The sequence below is a fragment of the Caulobacter sp. KR2-114 genome (genome assembly GCF_049446115.1).
Classification (GTDB): domain Bacteria; phylum Pseudomonadota; class Alphaproteobacteria; order Caulobacterales; family Caulobacteraceae; genus Acaudatibacter.
This window is the reverse complement of sequence record NZ_JBMSEC010000003.1, coordinates 421,666-437,472: the sequence shown is the minus strand read 5'-3', so window position 1 is coordinate 437,472 and position 15,807 is coordinate 421,666. Positions and strand designations below refer to the sequence as shown.

Annotated in this window: 14 protein-coding genes and 1 pseudogene; 3 read left to right on the top strand and 12 right to left on the bottom strand. The window is 70.3% G+C overall.

What is annotated here, in order from left to right:
* Positions 1-296: 296 nt before the first annotated feature.
* Positions 297-2,102: a translation elongation factor 4 gene (gene lepA / locus ACO2Q3_RS14380; protein WP_423307619.1), complete on the bottom strand. Its 1,806-nt coding sequence runs from the start codon at positions 2,100-2,102 to the stop codon at positions 297-299.
* Positions 2,103-2,652: 550 nt separating this feature from the next.
* Here lepA and ACO2Q3_RS14375 point away from each other — a divergent pair.
* Positions 2,653-3,141: pseudogene (locus ACO2Q3_RS14375) on the top strand (DUF1134 domain-containing protein); the annotation flags it as partial.
* A gap of 185 nt (positions 3,142-3,326) precedes the next feature.
* Here ACO2Q3_RS14375 and ACO2Q3_RS14370 read toward each other — a convergent pair.
* The 3 genes from ACO2Q3_RS14370 to ACO2Q3_RS14360 all read right to left on the bottom strand — a co-directional run bounded on the left by ACO2Q3_RS14370 (position 3,327) and on the right by ACO2Q3_RS14360 (position 6,974).
* Entirely contained in the window at positions 3,327-3,899 is a 573-nt protein-coding gene (locus ACO2Q3_RS14370) for a TIGR00645 family protein (RefSeq protein WP_423307617.1), read from the bottom strand.
* 100 nt (positions 3,900-3,999) lie between these two features.
* The gene (locus ACO2Q3_RS14365; RefSeq protein ID WP_423307615.1) at positions 4,000-5,622 is read right to left on the bottom strand and encodes a DUF4139 domain-containing protein; all 1,623 of its coding nucleotides are present in this window, start codon (positions 5,620-5,622) and stop codon (positions 4,000-4,002) included.
* A complete protein-coding gene (locus ACO2Q3_RS14360) occupies positions 5,622-6,974 on the bottom strand; it encodes a DUF4139 domain-containing protein (protein ID WP_423307613.1) in 1,353 nt (450 codons plus the stop codon). The genes ACO2Q3_RS14365 and ACO2Q3_RS14360 overlap by 1 nt, the downstream gene beginning before the upstream one ends.
* 247 nt (positions 6,975-7,221) lie before the next feature.
* Here ACO2Q3_RS14360 and ACO2Q3_RS14355 point away from each other — a divergent pair, with 247 nt between their 5' ends.
* Positions 7,222-7,977 (top strand): PIG-L deacetylase family protein, encoded by a 756-nt coding sequence (locus tag ACO2Q3_RS14355; protein WP_423307611.1) that lies wholly within the window; start codon positions 7,222-7,224, stop codon positions 7,975-7,977.
* 92 nt (positions 7,978-8,069) lie between these two features.
* Positions 8,070-8,939: a dienelactone hydrolase family protein gene (locus ACO2Q3_RS14350; protein ID WP_423307609.1), complete on the top strand. Its 870-nt coding sequence runs from the start codon at positions 8,070-8,072 to the stop codon at positions 8,937-8,939.
* A gap of 9 nt (positions 8,940-8,948) precedes the next feature.
* Here the strand turns inward: ACO2Q3_RS14350 and ACO2Q3_RS14345 are convergent, their stop codons facing one another.
* The 8 genes from ACO2Q3_RS14345 to ACO2Q3_RS14310 all read right to left on the bottom strand — a co-directional run bounded on the left by ACO2Q3_RS14345 (position 8,949) and on the right by ACO2Q3_RS14310 (position 15,779).
* Positions 8,949-9,389, bottom strand: coding sequence for a DMP19 family protein (locus ACO2Q3_RS14345; RefSeq protein ID WP_423307607.1), 441 nt, complete (start codon positions 9,387-9,389; stop codon positions 8,949-8,951).
* A gap of 80 nt (positions 9,390-9,469) precedes the next feature.
* Positions 9,470-10,144, bottom strand: coding sequence for a spermidine synthase (locus ACO2Q3_RS14340; protein ID WP_423307605.1), 675 nt, complete (start codon positions 10,142-10,144; stop codon positions 9,470-9,472).
* A gap of 52 nt (positions 10,145-10,196) precedes the next feature.
* Positions 10,197-10,523, bottom strand: a complete 327-nt coding sequence (locus ACO2Q3_RS14335) for a hypothetical protein (RefSeq protein WP_423307603.1) — start codon at positions 10,521-10,523, stop codon at positions 10,197-10,199.
* A 1-nt stretch (position 10,524) separates the two neighbouring features.
* Positions 10,525-12,912 (bottom strand): phenylalanine--tRNA ligase subunit beta, encoded by a 2,388-nt coding sequence (gene pheT / locus ACO2Q3_RS14330; protein WP_423307601.1) that lies wholly within the window; start codon positions 12,910-12,912, stop codon positions 10,525-10,527.
* A 253-nt stretch (positions 12,913-13,165) separates the two neighbouring features.
* A complete protein-coding gene (pheS, locus tag ACO2Q3_RS14325) occupies positions 13,166-14,278 on the bottom strand; it encodes a phenylalanine--tRNA ligase subunit alpha (RefSeq protein WP_423307599.1) in 1,113 nt (370 codons plus the stop codon).
* A gap of 118 nt (positions 14,279-14,396) precedes the next feature.
* Complete coding sequence (rplT, locus tag ACO2Q3_RS14320) at positions 14,397-14,753, bottom strand: 50S ribosomal protein L20 (protein ID WP_423307597.1); 357 nt, start codon at positions 14,751-14,753, stop codon at positions 14,397-14,399.
* 17 nt (positions 14,754-14,770) lie between these two features.
* Positions 14,771-14,971, bottom strand: a complete 201-nt coding sequence (gene rpmI / locus ACO2Q3_RS14315) for a 50S ribosomal protein L35 (RefSeq protein WP_423307595.1) — start codon at positions 14,969-14,971, stop codon at positions 14,771-14,773.
* A gap of 289 nt (positions 14,972-15,260) precedes the next feature.
* Entirely contained in the window at positions 15,261-15,779 is a 519-nt protein-coding gene (locus ACO2Q3_RS14310; protein WP_423307593.1) for a hypothetical protein, read from the bottom strand.
* Positions 15,780-15,807: the final 28 nt, after the last annotated feature.

Genomic DNA, 15,807 nt, shown 5'->3' with positions numbered 1-15,807 from the left:
GCCGTAAGGGCGCGATGGGGGAGGCGCGGCGGGGGATAAGCGGGGCGTAAGGGCGGGGCTGGGCGTGCGGCTGGCGTCGTATCTGAACCACGAACCACACGAACGAACTCACCCCCACCCTGTCATCCCGGTGGAGGCCGGGATCCAGGCAAGACTCACCTCCGGCAGGATGTTTGTCCGGGCAGGTTGGACTCAGATCCCGTGAGTTGAAGCTTTTGCCTGGGTCCCGGCCTTCGCCGGGATGAGCAGGATTTGGGGGTGTTCGTGGGGTTCGTGGTTCAAAAAGAACCTGCCCCTCAATCCCCATCCATCTTCAACGCCGCAATAAACGCTTCCTGCGGGATCTCGACCTTGCCGAACTGGCGCATGCGCTTCTTGCCCTCCTTCTGCTTGTCGAGGAGCTTGCGCTTGCGGGTGGCGTCGCCGCCGTAGCACTTGGCGGTGACGTCCTTGCGCAGGGCGCGGACGGTCTCGCGGGCGATGACCTTGCCGCCGATCGCCGCCTGGATCGGGATCTGGAACAGGTGCGGCGGGATCAGGTCCTTCATCTTCTCGACCATGCCGCGGCCGCGGGTCTCGGCGCGGGCGCGGTGCACCAGCATCGACAGGGCGTCCACCGGCTCGGCGTTGACCAGGATCGACATCTTCACCAGGTCGCCGACCTTGTAGTCGGTGATCTGGTAGTCGAACGAGGCGTAGCCCTTCGAGATCGACTTCAGCCGGTCATAGAAGTCGAACACCACCTCGTTCAGCGGCAGGTCGTAGACCACCATGGCGCGCGAGCCGACGTAGCTGAGCTCCTTCTGCTCGCCGCGGCGGTCCTGGCACAGCTTGATCACCGCGCCGAGGTACTCGTCGGGCGTGAAGATGGTGGCGCGGATCCAGGGCTCGGCGATGGTGTCGATCTTCACCGGGTCCGGCAGGTCGGCCGGGTTGTGCAGGTCGATGACCTCGCCGTTGGTCAGGGTGATCTTGTAGACCACGCTGGGGGCGGTCGCGATCAGGTCGAGGTTGAACTCGCGGCTGAGCCGCTCCTGGATGATCTCCAGGTGCAGCAGGCCTAGGAACCCGCAGCGGAAGCCGAAGCCGAGGGCGGCGCTGGTCTCCATCTCGTAGGTGAACGAAGAGTCGTTCAGCCGCAGCTTGCCCACCGCGGCGCGCAGGTCCTCGAAGTCGGCGGCGTCCACCGGGAACAGGCCGCAGAACACCACCGGCTGCACCGGCTTGAACCCGGGCATGGCCTCGGCTGTCGGGCGGCGCTCGTCGGTGATGGTGTCGCCGATGGCGGCGTCGGCCACGTCCTTCATCTGGGCGGTCATGAAGCCCATCTCGCCGGGGCCAAGCTCGCCCATTTCGGTCTGCTTGGGGCGGAACACCCCCAGCCGGTCGATCTTGTAGCTGGCGCCGGTCTGCATCATGCGCACCTGCTGGCCCAGCTTGATCACCCCGTCGAACACCCGGATCAGCACCACGACGCCCAGGTAGGGGTCGTACCAGGCGTCGACCAGCAGCGCCTTCAGCGGGGCGTTGCGGTCGCCCTTGGGGGGCGGCAGGCGGTGGACGATGGCTTCCAGCACCTCGTGGATGCCCTGGCCGGTCTTGGCCGAGGCCTCGATGGCGTCGGAGGCGTCGATGCCGATGACATCTTCGATCTGCTGGCGCACCCGGTCCGGCTCGGCGGCCGGCAGGTCGACCTTGTTCAGGACGGGGACGATCTCGTGGTTGTTGTCGATGGCCTGGTAGACGTTGGCCAGGGTCTGGGCCTCGACGCCCTGCGAGGCGTCCACCACCAGGATCGAGCCCTCGCACGCGGCCAGGGAGCGCGAGACCTCGTAGGCGAAGTCGACGTGCCCGGGGGTGTCCATCAGGTTCAGCACATAGTCCAGCCCGTCGTCGGCCCGGTAGTGCAGCCGCACGGTCTGCGCCTTGATGGTGATGCCGCGCTCGCGCTCGATCTCCATGTTGTCGAGCACCTGCTCCTTCATCTCCCGCGCCGTCAGGGCGCCGGTTTCCTGGATCAGGCGGTCGGACAGGGTCGACTTGCCGTGGTCGATGTGCGCCACGATGGAGAAGTTGCGGATACGGGAAAGCTCAGTCGTCATGGCGCGGGCTGTATAGGGTTTTTCGGTCCGAGGCGAGTTGGCGCGGTGGCGCGGCCGGTTCTCCGCTGGAGCCCCCTACCCCCGCTTCGCGGGTACTTCCCCCAGAGGGGGAAGAGAGCCGAAGGTGCGGCCGCAATTCTCTTCCCCCTCTGGGGGAAGTACGGCCGAAGGCCGGGATGGGGGCTCCGGCAGGCGCGGCCCCCCCGCCGATTCACCCCCGGTTCATGCGCCTGGCCGCAAAGCGGCCTAAGGTCCGGCTTACGATTCGCCGGTCGGTTGTCTGGAGCATGCCATGGATCGTCGTACGCTTATCGTCTCGGGCCTGATCGGCATGGTGGGATCGCCTGCCCTGGGGCAGTCCAGCGACGACCAGCCCTACCATCCGTCGAACGGCGGCCAGGGCTATCCGCAGGACAACGGATCCCGGGACGGCGGCTATCGCGACGGCGGCGGTCGCGACAACGGCGGCTATCGCGACAAAACCTACGACCATCCGGACGACAACGGCTATCCGGTGCGCGACGACCGCAACGGCCGCCCGCAGGGCAGCCGCGCGGAGACCTACAGCCACGACGAGATGGTCAACAAGGTCTCTGACTTCATGGGGGTGACCGCCGAGGCGGCCGGCGGCGCCATCGAGCACATCTTCAAGGACAACGGCCGGCCCACCGGCTACATCGCCGGCGAGGAAGGGGCGGGCGCCATCGCCGTCGGCCTGCGCTACGGCCGCGGTCTGCTGTACATGAAGCAGCGGCCCACCCAGGAGGTGTTCTGGCAGGGTCCGACCATCGGCTTCGACGCCGGCGGCAACGCCAGCCGGGTGTTCACCCTGTGCTATAACCTGCAGTACCCGGACGCCGTCTATCGCCGCTTCCCAGGGGTCGAGGGCTCGGCCTACCTGATCGGCGGCCTGGGCATCCAGTACCAGCGCGCCGACGACATCACCCTGGCCCCGATCCGCGCCGGCGTGGGCCTGAGGTTCGGCGCCAATCTGGGCTACCTGAGCTACAGCCGAAAGCGGCGCGTGCTGCCGTTCTAGGGGGGGCGCACGTTTCGCATCCTCCTTACTGTCATCCCGGAATTCGCGAAGCGGATATCCGGGACCGCGGCAGACGCCGGCGTCCGCTACGGCTGGCCATCTTCAGCGCTTTCGGCGGTCCCGGATAAGCCGCTCGCGCGGCTTTCCGGGATGACAGTGAAATGAGGGCGCGGCGAGCGCTCCCCTCAGTGCCGGTGCGCTTCGGCCTCGATCTTCTCGGCCAGGCAGTGCAGCCAGTCCATCAGCGCCAGCAGCACGCCGGAGACTACGAAGGTCAGGTGGATCACCACCTGCCAGAGCAGGGTGTCGCGCGGCACGGGCGCCTCGCCCAGCAGCATGAAGGTCTTCAGCAGCGAGATCGCCGAGATGGCGACGATCGAGGCCAGCAGCTTCAGCTTCAGGCCGGAGAAGTCGACCTTGCCCATCCAGTCGGGGCGATCGGCGTGGTCGCCGGTGTCGATCTTGGAGACGAAGCTCTCGTAGCCTGAGAACACCACGATCAGCACCAGGTTTGCCGCCAGGCTCAGGTCCACCAGCGACAGCACCAGCAGGATGGCGTCCTCCGGCTTGCCGTCGTCGGCGAACACCCTGGGCGCGGCGTGGACGATGTCCTTGCCGAACGCCCACAGCAGGATCGGCAAGGCCACGATCAGGCCGACGTAGAACGGCGCCATCAGCCAGCGGCTGCCGAACAGCCCCGCCTCCAGCCAGCGTTCGAGGCGGGGGCCGCCTGGGCTGGGCGCGGCGGTATCGGGCATGGGAGCTCCTCGAAGCATATTGCAGGATTGCAAAAATTGGCGCGCGCGGCGGCGAGCGCAAGAGCGGCGGCCGGCATTTTCACCCCGGCGCGGGGCGGGTCTAGTTCAGGCGTTCCAGGGTATAGCGCAGCGGCGCCTCGGCGTGCGCGGGGACCGGCAGTCGCCAGATGGGGTCGCCCGCGCGGCTGCCATGAGGCTGGCTCTCGGCGACGATCCGGGCGCCGCGCCATCCCGAGATCGGCAGCCGCACCTCGGCGGTCACGGGCGCGCGGCTGGCGTTGCTGGCCGTGAGCTCCAGCGAGGCGCGCACGCCGCGTCGCCCGGCGCGCGAAAACGCCTCGCTCTTCACCACCCGCCAGGCCAGGCGCACGTCGGACGCCTCGCCCAGCTTCAGTTCGAAGGGGGCCCCCACCGCGACATCGTCAAGCGATGCCTCGCCGATCAGCCGCTCGGCGCCGCCCTGGCTCTGCCGCAGCGAGATGTCGCCAGCGGGCAGGGCGCGCCCCAGCCCGGTCACGGGCTTGTTCTCCAGGCGCAGGACGATCTCGCTCGCGCCTTCGCCGGGCGGCTGCTGGTCGGCCACCGGCGAGAGCTCGAACACATAGTCGGTGTCGAAGTCGACCTTGGCCTGCTGCAGGAACATCACCTGCTTGGTCTGCCGCGCGGCGACCGTGGTCGGCTCGGCGAGGGTGTAGAGCTTGTAGTCGCCCAGGTCGCTTTGCTTCGGCGGCGGCGGCGGTGGTGGCGGCGCAAAGGCGGTGACCGCGGTCGGCACATTCTGAAGTCTCTCGGATCTGCGTTCGGCGGTCACCACCACCTCGCCCAGCCTCTCGGACAGGTCCTCGGCCTCGGCCAGGTACAGCCGCTCGCCGCGCGGATGGTGCGAGTTCCCCATCGGCCAGCAACCGGGGGCGCGGCGCGCGACCAGGCCTTGGGCCAGGATCACCGCCTGGCGGGCCAGGTTTCCGGCGACCACCGAGGTCTCGGCGTCCGGGAAGCTGGCGCCGTCGTGGTTGGCCAGGGTGATCCAGCCGGTGAGGTCCAGCGTGCGGCCGTCCGGCGCGATGCGGGCGACATAGTCCGTCTTCCAGGCCAGGCCCACGGTCAGATAGGCCAGGGTCAGGCGATAGCGGCCGGCCTGGGTCACGCGCACGCGGGTGGACAGGGCGGCGAGGCCGGTCAGACCGGACGGGACCTGATCGAACACCAGCCGCTCGGGCGGGCCGCCGCACTGCAGCGCCTCGACCCGGTCGCCGAAGTCCAGCACCGCGCCGTCCGGTCCCGACTTCAGGACGGCGTCCTCGGCCGTCTCCCTGCCGGTCCTGGGATTGGTGCGCACCACCTGCACCCGGCCGCCGACCGAGCGCTGGATCAGCGAGCCGGGGCTCAGCAGGTCGAAGTCGAAGTTCTGCTCGACGATGCGGCCGGGCAGGTCCTTCAGGGCGGCGGTCTGCGGCAGGGTTCCGTCGGCGACGCCCTGGAAGACGATGCGCGAGTCCCCGGCAGGCAGGTCGACGGTGCGGGTCTCGCGGATCATGGCCAGGCCGTAGCCGCCCCAGGTCGCCGCCGCGGGCTCGGGCACCCCGTCGTCGCGGTAGACCGTCACCGCCACGGCCTCGGCGCGCGGCGAGACCACCTCCGCCGCGAGGACGCGCGCGCTGGTGAACGCCGCCGCAAGCGCGGCGGCCAGCAGCAACGCCAGGCCCGGCGGGCGGGCGGCCATCACCAGCCGGTCTCGACCTGGGCGGTGAGGATGGTCTCGCCGTTCGCGGCCACCGGCACGGACCAGCCCAGGGTGAAGGCGTCGATCTTGCGGCTGGCCAGGCTTTCCTTGAGCACCGTGGTGTTTCGGCCCCAAAGCCCGCCCTGGCGCAGCTCCACCGTCACCGGCGCGCCGCGCGCGTTGTGCAGCCGATAGCTCATCGTGTAGCGGGTGCGGTGCTTGCCGGCCGCCTCCGTGGCCACCAGGGTCGGCTGCACGGTCACGTCGAAGGCGTCGCCGATCTTCACCGCCAGCTCCGAGCCCTGTGGCGTGTGGCCGATCTGGTTCTCGCCGACGAACTTGGCGTCGCCGCCGACATCACGCTGGTAGACCCGGATGACACCGGCCGGCAGGCCCGCGCCCAGGCCGCCGGCCTGGCTGTTGGCGAAGTCCACGACCACGGCGGCGCTGGAGGGCTGTTCGGCGCTGGCGAAGCCGGCCAGGTTGAACTGATAGACCTTGTGCGCGGTGACCCCGGCGGCGTCCAGGAAACTGACCTGCTTGGTCTGGTTCTGGGCGATCGTGGTCCGCTCGGGCAGGCTGTAGATGTAGAAGTCGCCCAGCGCCTCGCCCGGGCCGGTGTGCGCCTCGGTCCCCGCCTGCACGAGCCGGCCCGTGTCGTCGTCGCCGCCCGCATACTGCCACTGGCCATTCAGCCGCACCGCCCCGGCCACCAGCTGGGTGCGCGCGTCGGTGAAGCTGGTGCCGGACTGGTTGGTCAGGGTGATCCAGCCCTGCAGGTCCAGCTTGCCCGCCTTCTCGTCGAACAGCGCCACATAGTCGGCCCGCCAGGCCAGGCCCGTGGTCAGGTAGCTGAGGTCGGCGACGCGGGCGCCGGCGTGGGCGCTCTGCACCGTCACCGACAGGGTCGGCCGGGCGCGCAGGTTCTCGGGCACCTTGTCGAAGATCACCCGGGTGGGCACGCCGTCGTCGCGCAGCACTTCGATGCGGTCGCCGATCTTCAGCACCACGCCCTCGTTGGCGGCGAGCACGGTGGCGGTCTCGGTCACCTCCTGGCCGGTGCCGGGGTTGGTGCGCACGATCTTCACCTGCTGACCCACAGCCTTTTCCATCAGCTTGGACGGGGTCAGCAGGTCGTAGTCGAAGTTCTGCTCGACGATGGCCGCGCCCTCGACGTTGAGGCTGACGGTCTCGGGGCGGATGGCCGAGGAGACGTCCTTGAACTCCAGCCGCTGGCGGCCTGCGCCGATGTCCATCGTGCGGGCGTCGTCCACCAAGGCCTGGTTGTTGTTGTAGATCGTCACCGACAGGCCGGGGGCGTCCGCGGCGCGGGCGGCGGAGGCGGCGGTCATGAGCGACGCCGCGAAAAGAAGCTTCCTGAACATCACGCCTCCGGTTGTTTGCCGGACAGGGTGTCACGGCCGCCGCGGCGAAGCGAGGTCGCTTCGCCGGCGTGCGGACCGCGGCGCGCCGCCGGGTCTGCCGAGGGATACGGAGCGTGCGACGCCACAGGGTCGAGGCGAGAAGAATATTCTGCGCCGGAACGGTTACGGCGCGCGCGGCCAGCCCTATAGCTGGGCCGCCGCGCCGGAGCCCGCCATGACCTCGATCCTCGCCATCCATGCCCATCCCGACGACGTCGAGACCCTGGGAGCGGGGACCCTGGCGATCCTGGCGGCCAAGGGCCACCGCATCGTCATCGCCACCCTGACGGCGGGCGACTGCGGCTCGGCGGAAGCCGGGCCGGAGGAGACCGCGGCGGTGCGGCGGGGCGAGGCGGCCAGGGCGGCGGGGATGATCGGCGCGGAATATATGTGCGTCGGCCTGCCGGACCTCGGCGTGTTCAACGACGACCCCACGCGGCGCAGGGTCACCGAGGCGGTGCGGTCGGCGCGCCCGGACCTGGTGATCACTTCTGCGCCCGCGGACTACCATCCCGACCACGAGGCGACGAGCATCCTGGTGCGCGACGCCTGCTTCGCCGCCTCGGCCCCCAACTACCGCACCGGTCCGGCCGCTCCGCTGGGGGCGATCCCGCTGCTGTACTTCATGGACCCGATCGGCGGGCGCGACCGCGAGGGCCGCGCCGTGCCGCCGGAGTTCGGCGTCGACATCGGCTCCACCTTCGAGACCAAGCGGGCGATGCTGGCCGCGCACGAGAGCCAGGCCGGCTGGCTGCTCAAGCAGCACGGCATCACCGACTACGTCGGCTCCATGGTCGGCTGGACGAAGCGCCGCGGCCGCGACCTGGGCGTCGACTACGCCGAGGGCTTCCGCCAGTACCGCCACACGCCCTATCCCAAGGACCCGGTGCTGCAGGGACTGGTGGGCGAGGCGCTGATCGCGGTGGGCTGAGGCCGGCCGCTCATTCCGAGTGGCGCCGGCTTGGCTTGGGCGCACGGCGCTCTAGGGTGGGACCGGCCACCGGAGGGCGTGGAATGCGAGCGATGCGTGTAGTGCTGGCCGCCATGGCGCTTGCGGGCCTCGCCGCGACGGCCCTGGCCCGATCCGTGGCCGGTGACGGCGACGTGCAGCGCGTGAGCTTCGCCAGCGCCGACGGGCACACCCAGCTGGTGGGCTATCTCGTCGAGCCCGAGGGCCGCAGCGCGCCGGAGCCGGCGATCGTGCTGATGCACGGGCGGTCGGGCGCCTATTCCAAGGGCGCGGACGGCGACTATTCGGCCCGCACCCTGCGCCGGCGCGACATCGGCTGGGCGCGGTTCTGGCGCGACCGCGGCTATGCGGTGCTGCTGGTCGACAGCTTCGGCCCGCGCGGCTTTCCCCAGGGCTTCGCCGCCGGCACGCACGACGAGCGGCCGGCCTCGGTGGACGAGGTGACCGTGCGCCCGTTCGACGCCTACGGCGCGCTCACCTATCTGCGCCGCCGCCCGGAAGTCGCGGGGGACCGGGTCGGGCTGATGGGCTGGTCCAACGGGGCCAGCGCGACCCTGGCGACGATGGCGGTCGACGGCGCGGCCTCGGGGGGCCGGGCGGGCGGCCGTGGCTTTCGCGCTGCGGCGGCCTTCTATCCGGGTTGCGGGCTGAATGACGCCTTCGCCGGCGGCTATCGGCCCTACGCGCCGGTGAAGCTGTTCATCGGCACGGCCGACGAGGAAGTCTCGCCGGAGGCCTGCCGCAAGCTGGCGGCGCGCAACGCCCGCCTCGGCGGTGGGGTCGAAATCACCGTCTATCCGGACGCCACCCATGATTTCGACGACCCGGCCAACCATCGCCAGGACAATCCGGCCAATGTGTCGGCGCGCGCCGATGCGACCAGCCAGATGGAAGCCTTCTTCCAGGCCCGCCTGCGGCCGTGAGCTCGGCCTTCAGGCGGAGGCCAGCGCCTCGCGGGTGAAGGCCTGGGGATTGGCGTCGGCGAAGGCGGCGAGCCGGTCGGCCAGGGGCTCGGCGCTGGCGTGCAGGCGGTCGTCCAGCGCCTCCAGCTCGTCCTCGATGTCCTCGTCGAGGTCACCCATGTGATCCTGGCGCTGCTCGTCGTCGCTCCAGTCCAGGTGCGGGGCGTCAGCCGCGCCCACCGCCTCGGCGACGATCTCGGCGGCATCCTCAGCCCCGATCGCCCGTAGCGCCGCCGCCGCCTCCCGGCCCCCGGCGCTGTTCATGAAATACTGGTGCAGGCTGCCCGCGCTGACCTCGGCGTCCAGCTCCCAGGCGATGGCGAAGGTGCGCTGCGCGGGCGTCAGCGCATCCGCGGGCTTAAGCATCAACGCCTCGGCGATACGCTGCAGGCGCTCGTTGGAACTGGACATGGCCGCTGTCTACCACCGGCGACGGCGAAGCGCCGCCGTCCACACCCTTCGCGGGAGCGCGGACCCGCGGCGGTAGTCCTCTAGCGGCTTCGGGTCGCCAGCCAGACTACGTGCCGCGCGCCCTTGGCGCCCCGAGCCCGCGGCCGGGTCTCTTCCACCGCGAAGCCGGCGTGCTGCAGACGCCGGGCGAAGGCCGGGTGCGGGGCGGAGGACCACACCGACAGCACGCCGCCGGGCTTCAGCGCCGCATGCGCCTCGCGCAGGCCGTAGCTGTCGTAGAGGTCATCGTTGGCCCGGCGCATCAGGCCTTCCGGCCCGTTGTCGACGTCCAGCAGGATGGCGTCGTAGCGTTCCCGCACCGGATTGATCAGCTTGGCCACGTCGCCCTCGAACACGGTGACCCGGGGATCGTCCAGGCTGTCGCCGTGGATGTGCGCCAGCGGGCCCCGGGCCCAGGCCACGACCGCCGGAACCAGCTCGGCCAGGGTGACGGTCGCCCCGGGACCCAGGGAGGCGAGGGCGGCGCGCAAGGTGAAGCCCATGCCGAGGCCGCCGATCAGCAGGTGCGGCTTCGCCCGCCCGGCCAGCTTCTGGCAGGTCAGCAGGGCCAGCGCCTCCTCCGAGCCGCTGAGCCGGCTGCCCATCAGCTCGATCGCCCCGGCCATGATCGAGAACTCGTCGCCGCGCTGCATCAGTCGCAGCACGCCGCCGTCGCCGGGAACCTGAGCGACGTCGAGCTCGACCCAGGGCCTCATGGGGTGAAGCGCCCATTTGGCTTCGCAGCCCTAGCCTCAACGCTCCCGGTGGTCACGCTTCGCCCTCGGCCGCATAGCAAAACAGTTCGCCCCACGCGGTCCGCCTGCCAGCTTTGAGCGTCCGCATGTTCGCTGCCAGATGTTCGTCAACCCCAGAAACCTCATCTGCATCGACGACCGGCTGCAGGTCTTCGACATCCATCAGCCGAAGTCCCACGGCGCTCATGTCGGCCTCGATCCGCTTGCGTGCGGCGTCTTCATCTGGCGCAAGGGCGGCGACCCACCCGCATGCGCCAAGCGCCCAATCGGGAAGGATCTCCTGATCCCGGTTCAGCCGCTCGATCGTCACCATCGCGATCCACCACGGATCGGCCGTCATCCTAACCTCTCAGCACCGCGCCGACCTTGCCCGCCGCGGCGATGATCCTGGAGGACAGGGCCTCGATCTCGGCGTCGGTGAGGGTCTTTTCGCGCGGCTGGATCAGGACCTCGACGGCGACGGATTTCTTGCCTTCCGGCACGCCGGGGCCTTCGTAGACGTCGAACACCCTGGCGCCGGCAATCAGCACCTTGTCGGCGCCCTGCACCGCGCGCACCAGGTCGCCGGCCGCCTGGGCGCGGTCGACCACGAAGGCGAAGTCGCGCGACAGCGGCATCAGCGGCGACAGGCTGAGCGCCGGCCTGGTCTTGGTCGCCTTCTTCTTCGGCTCCGGGATGGCCTCCAGCCAGAGCTCGAAGGCGTAGACCGGGCCGTCGACATCGAGCGCCTTCAGGGTCGCCGGGTGGATCTCGCCGAACTCGGCCAGCACCGCCTTGGGGCCGAGCTGCAGGCGCGCGGAGCGGCCGGGATGCCACCAAGGTGGCATTGGGGGCGAGGCCTGGCCCTGGGCCACCTGCAGGTTGGCCACCGGGGCGCCCAGTTCGTCCAGCAGGGCCATCAGGTCGGCCTTGAGGGTGTAAAGATCTTCGCCCGCCGTCTTGCTCCAATGGCGCGGCGCGTGCGGGGCCAGCACGGCGGTCACCGCGGTGCGCTGGTCGCCGGGTTCGTCGCCGGCGAACACCGGGCCGATCTCGTAGAGGGCGCAGTCGGGGAAGCCGCGCTTGGCGTTGCGGCCCACCGCCTCGATCAGCGGCGGCAGCGCCGAGGGGCGCATGCAGTCGAGATCGGCGGCGATCGGGTTGGACAGCACCAGCCGCGCGTCGCCGCCACCGAACAGCTGCGCCGCCTTGCGGGCGATGAACGACCAGCAGATCGTCTCCTCGTAGCCGGCCGCGGCCAGGGCGCGGCGGGCGATCCGCACGCGGTTCTGGCGCACGGTCAGCACCCCGCCGGCCGGCGTCGGTACGTGCGGCAGGGGGTCGGCGGGCAGGGCGCCATAGCCCTCGATGCGCGCCACCTCTTCCACCAGGTCGGCCTTGCCCTCGACGTCGCGTCGCCAGGACGGGGCCTGGACCTTCGATCCGTCACGCTCGAAGCCGAGCGCCTCGAGGATCGACCACACCCTGGCCTCGCCAACATCCAGCCCGGACAGCTTCTTCACATAGGCCGGGTCGAAGTCGAACGCCGGGCGGCGGCCGGGGATCTCGCCGGCCAGGGTCACCTCCGACGGCTCGCCGCCGCAGAGGTCCAGGATCAGCTTCGTCGCCAGCTCCAGGCCGGGGACCACGAACTCGGGGTCCACGCCGCGGGCGAAGCGGTACTGGGCGTCGGAGACGATGGTCAGGGTGCGGCCGGTCTGGGCGGTGCGGATCGGGTCGAACCAGGCGCTCTCGACGAACACGTCGACGGTGTCGTCGGAGCAGCCGGTGCTCTCGCCGCCCATCACCCCGCCCAGGCCGATGGCGCCGGAGCCGTCGGCGATCACGCAGACCTCCGGCGTGGCGGCATAGGTCTTGCCGTCCAGGGCCTCGACCGTCTCGCCCTCGCGGCCCAGGCGCGCCTCGAGGAAGCCGCCGGTCAGCTTGCGCGCGTCATAGACGTGCAGCGGCCGGGCGCGGTCGTAGGAGATCAGGTTGGTGACGTCGACCAGGGCGTTGATGGGCCGCAGGCCCACCGACTTCAGCCGCTGCTGCAGCCAGGCCGGCGAAGGGCCGTTCTTCACGCCGCGGATCAGCCGGCCGGAGAAGGCGGGGCAGGCGTCCGAGCCGTCCAGGCGGATGTCGATCGGGTTGGGGTACTGGCCCTTCACCGGCGTGACCGACAGGTCCTTCAGCCTGCCCAGGCCCGCGGCGGCGAGGTCCCGGGCGATGCCGGCGACGCCCAGCCAGTCGGGACGGTTGGGGGTGACCTCGAAGTCGATCACCGCCTCCAGGCCCAGGGCCTCGGCGGCCGGGGTCCCGACGGCCAGGGCGCCGTCCAGCTCGACGATGCCGTCGGACTCCTCGGCGATCTCCAGCTCGGCGGCCGAGCACAGCATGCCGTTGGAGACCACGCCGCGCACCGGCCGCGGCTCCAGGGTGATGCCGGAGCCGGGGATGTAGGTCCCGATCGGCGCGAACACGGTGGTCAGGCCGGCGCGGGCGTTGGGCGCGCCGCAGACGATCTCCAGCCGGCCCTGCGCCGTATCGACCTGGCAGACCCGAAGGCGGTCGGCGTTGGGGTGCTGTACCGCCTCGACGATCTTGGCCACCGAGAAGGCGGCCAGCTTCGAGGCGGGGTCTTCCACGTGCTCGACCTCGAGGCCGGCCATGGTCATCGCATCGACCACCTGGGCGGCGCTGGCCGTGGTGTCGAGGTGCTCCTTGAGCCAGGAGAGGGTGAATTTCATCGTTGGGGTGTCCGGTGCTGGGCGGGGACGGCCGGGCTCCTGGCGGCGCCGATCGGGCGCTGCGCACCTCTCCCACAGGGAGAGGGAGGGGCCCGGTCGCGAAGCGAGCGGGAGGGTGAGGGGTTCAGGCGGTCGGGATTGACGGCGGCGCACCCGGCGGCGAGGGGGTAGCCCCTCACCTTCCCACGCCCTGCGGGCGCGGGCCCCTTCCTCTCCCTGTGGGAGAGGTGAAGGTTGGCGGACGCCGCGCCCATCAGCTCAGGCCCGACGCCGGGTTCGGCGTGGCGAAGGCGGAGAAGCCGTAGTGCGACAGCCAGCGGGTGTCCGAGGCGAACATGTCGCGCAGGTCCGGCATGCCGTACTTCAGCCGGCCCAGGCGGTCGATGCCGAAGCCGAAGGCAAAGCCCTGCCACTCGTCGGGATCGAGGCCGCACATGCGCAGGATGTTCGGGTGAACCATGCCGCAGCCGACGATCTCGGACCACTCGGTCCCCTGGCCGACCTTCACTTCGCCGCCGGAGGTGTCGCACTGCACGTCCATCTCCGCCGAGGGTTCGGTGAATGGGAAGTGGTGCGGGCGAAAGCGCGTGACCACGCTCGGCAGCTCGAAGAACCGGGCGATGAAGGTGTCGATGGTCCACTTCAGGTGGCCCATGTGGATGTTCCGGTCGATCACCAGGCCTTCCATCTGGTGGAACATCGGCGTGTGGGTGGCGTCGCTGTCCTGGCGATAGGTGCGGCCGGGCACGATCACCCGGATCGGCGGGTCCTGGCCGGCGGCGATCCACGACGCCGGCGGCGGCGTGTTGGTCTTCTGCATCACCCGCACCTGCACCGGGCTGGTGTGGGTGCGCAGCAGCTTGCGCTCGCCGTCGGGGCCCGGGTTGAAGAAGAACGTGTCGTGCATCTCCCGCGCCGGATGCCGCGGCGGGAAGTTCAGGGCGGTGAAGTTGTGGAAGTCGTCCTCGATGTCCGGACCCTCCGCCAGGGCGAAGCCCATGTCGGCGAAGATGGCGATCATCTCGTCCATCACCTGCATGGTCGGGTGCACGGCGCCCTTGCGGCGCGGCGTGGCCGGCAGGGTCAGGTCCAGGCGCTCGGCGGCCAGGCGCGCGTCGAGCTCGGCGGCTTCCAGGGCCGCCTTGCGTTCGGCCAGGGCCGCGGAGACGCGGTCGCGCAGGCCGTTGATCGCCGGGCCGGCGGTCTTGCGCTCGTCCGGGCTCATGGAACCCAGGGACTTCAGGAGGCCTGAAATCGAGCCGGACTTGCCGAGGGCGGCGACGCGGAGCGCCTCCAGCGCCGCGGCGTCCGGGGCGGCGGCGATCTGGGCGGAGAGGTCCGCCTCGAGTTGGGCGTGGTCGGTCATGAGACTCTGATCTGGAAATGGCGTTGCGGTGTTTAGGCGTAACGGCGCGCAGCAAAAAGCCCTCCGGCGGTCTCGCCGAAGGGCTTTTCGAAAGCTGGGACGTGAAACGTCCGCGAACTTAAGCCAGCGCGGCGATGACCTTCTGCGCGATGGCCTTGAACGCGGCCGGGTCGTTGCCCGCGATATCCGACAGCACCTTGCGGTCGATATCGATCCCGGCCAGTTCAAGGCCGTGGATAAATCGGGAATAGGTCAGGCCTTCCAGGCGGGCCGCGGCGTTCAGGCGCTGGATCCACAGGGCGCGGAACGAGCGCTTGCGCACCTTGCGGTCGCGGTAGGCGTACTGGCCGGCCTTGTCCACCGCGGCCTTGGCGGCGCGGATGGTGTTCTTGCGGCGGCCATAGAAACCCTTGGCCTGCTCCAGAACCTTCTTGTGCTTGGCGTGGGCGACGACGCCGCGTTTGACACGAGCCATGGTCTATCGTCTCCCGATCACAGGCCGTAGGGCAGGTAGGTGCGGATGATCTTGGCGTCGGCCTCGCTCATCACCTTGGTGCCCCGGTTTTGACGGATGTACTTGGCGCTGTGGCCGATCAGGCGGTGGCGCTTGCCCGCCACGCCAGCCTTCAGCTTGCCTGTCGCCGTGATCTTGAAGCGCTTCTTGGCGCCCGACTTGGTCTTCAGTTTCGGCATTTTGCATCGGAGCCCTTGCGGGTCCCGTCCTCTTGGATCGCATGATGAGCCGCCATGGCATGCCATTTGGCCAGGCGGTTCGACGAAGCCGGCGCTTGTAGGGGAACTGCGCGCGAAACGCAAGGTGGCGCGGTGACTTGGCTTGACGCCGCCGGCGACCTCTTTCTCTTCCCCCTCTGGGGGAAGTACCCGCGAAGCGGGGGTAGGGGGCTCCCGCGGAGTGCTCGGGCGCCAATTGGAGCCCCCATCCCGGCCTTCGGCCGTACTTCCCCCAGAGGGGGAAGAGACGCTAGGCGCAGCCCTCGATGAAGCCGATGGAGTCGCCGCCGGCGTCGATGTTGGTGATCTTGCGGCTGGAGTCGGTGGTGAACTTGATGCCGTGCGGACCGGGGCCGCGCACCGTGTAGTAGGCTGCGGGCGGGTCCTCGTAGGCCGAGCGGGTCTTGTGCGCCGCCGCACCGTAGGCCTTGCGGATGGCGGCGTCGGTGTCGCCGACCTTGACCCCGCCGGCCGTCTTCCACGTCGCCCCTTCGGAAAAGTCGATGCTGTCCAGCTTGCCGTCCATGAACAGCAGGCTCAGCGACTCCAGGCCCTCCACCTCATAGGGCCGGCAGCTGGCGTCGAAGCTGTTGTCGGTGGTCACCTTGCGGCCGAGGGCGGCCTGGGCCTGCTTCGGCGTCATGCCGATCTTGAGCGGGCCGAGCCCGTCGGGCGTGATGACCCAGGCCGGCGCGGCTGGCGGCGCCGATGTCGCCGAGGTGGCGGCGAGAGCGAGCGCGAGGCTGGCGAACAGGGCAAGGCGCGACATGAACAGCTCCGAGGGACCGACGGGGGGG

Bases quoted from the DNA above. Each gene is read 5' to 3' on its own strand.
- lepA (WP_423307619.1), bottom strand. From the start codon at position 2,102: ATGACGACTGAGCTTTCCCGTATCCGCAACTTCTCCATCGTGGCGCAC.
- ACO2Q3_RS14370 (WP_423307617.1), bottom strand. From the start codon at position 3,899: ATGCCCGATACCGCCGCGCCCAGCCCAGGCGGCCCCCGCCTCGAACGC.
- ACO2Q3_RS14365 (WP_423307615.1), bottom strand. From the start codon at position 5,622: ATGGCCGCCCGCCCGCCGGGCCTGGCGTTGCTGCTGGCCGCCGCGCTT.
- ACO2Q3_RS14360 (WP_423307613.1), bottom strand. From the start codon at position 6,974: ATGACCGCCGCCTCCGCCGCCCGCGCCGCGGACGCCCCCGGCCTGTCG.
- ACO2Q3_RS14355 (WP_423307611.1), top strand. From the start codon at position 7,222: ATGACCTCGATCCTCGCCATCCATGCCCATCCCGACGACGTCGAGACC.
- ACO2Q3_RS14350 (WP_423307609.1), top strand. From the start codon at position 8,070: ATGCGTGTAGTGCTGGCCGCCATGGCGCTTGCGGGCCTCGCCGCGACG.
- ACO2Q3_RS14345 (WP_423307607.1), bottom strand. From the start codon at position 9,389: ATGTCCAGTTCCAACGAGCGCCTGCAGCGTATCGCCGAGGCGTTGATG.
- ACO2Q3_RS14340 (WP_423307605.1), bottom strand. From the start codon at position 10,144: ATGAGGCCCTGGGTCGAGCTCGACGTCGCTCAGGTTCCCGGCGACGGC.
- ACO2Q3_RS14335 (WP_423307603.1), bottom strand. From the start codon at position 10,523: ATGACGGCCGATCCGTGGTGGATCGCGATGGTGACGATCGAGCGGCTG.
- pheT (WP_423307601.1), bottom strand. From the start codon at position 12,912: ATGAAATTCACCCTCTCCTGGCTCAAGGAGCACCTCGACACCACGGCC.
- pheS (WP_423307599.1), bottom strand. From the start codon at position 14,278: ATGACCGACCACGCCCAACTCGAGGCGGACCTCTCCGCCCAGATCGCC.
- rplT (WP_423307597.1), bottom strand. From the start codon at position 14,753: ATGGCTCGTGTCAAACGCGGCGTCGTCGCCCACGCCAAGCACAAGAAG.
- rpmI (WP_423307595.1), bottom strand. From the start codon at position 14,971: ATGCCGAAACTGAAGACCAAGTCGGGCGCCAAGAAGCGCTTCAAGATC.
- ACO2Q3_RS14310 (WP_423307593.1), bottom strand. From the start codon at position 15,779: ATGTCGCGCCTTGCCCTGTTCGCCAGCCTCGCGCTCGCTCTCGCCGCC.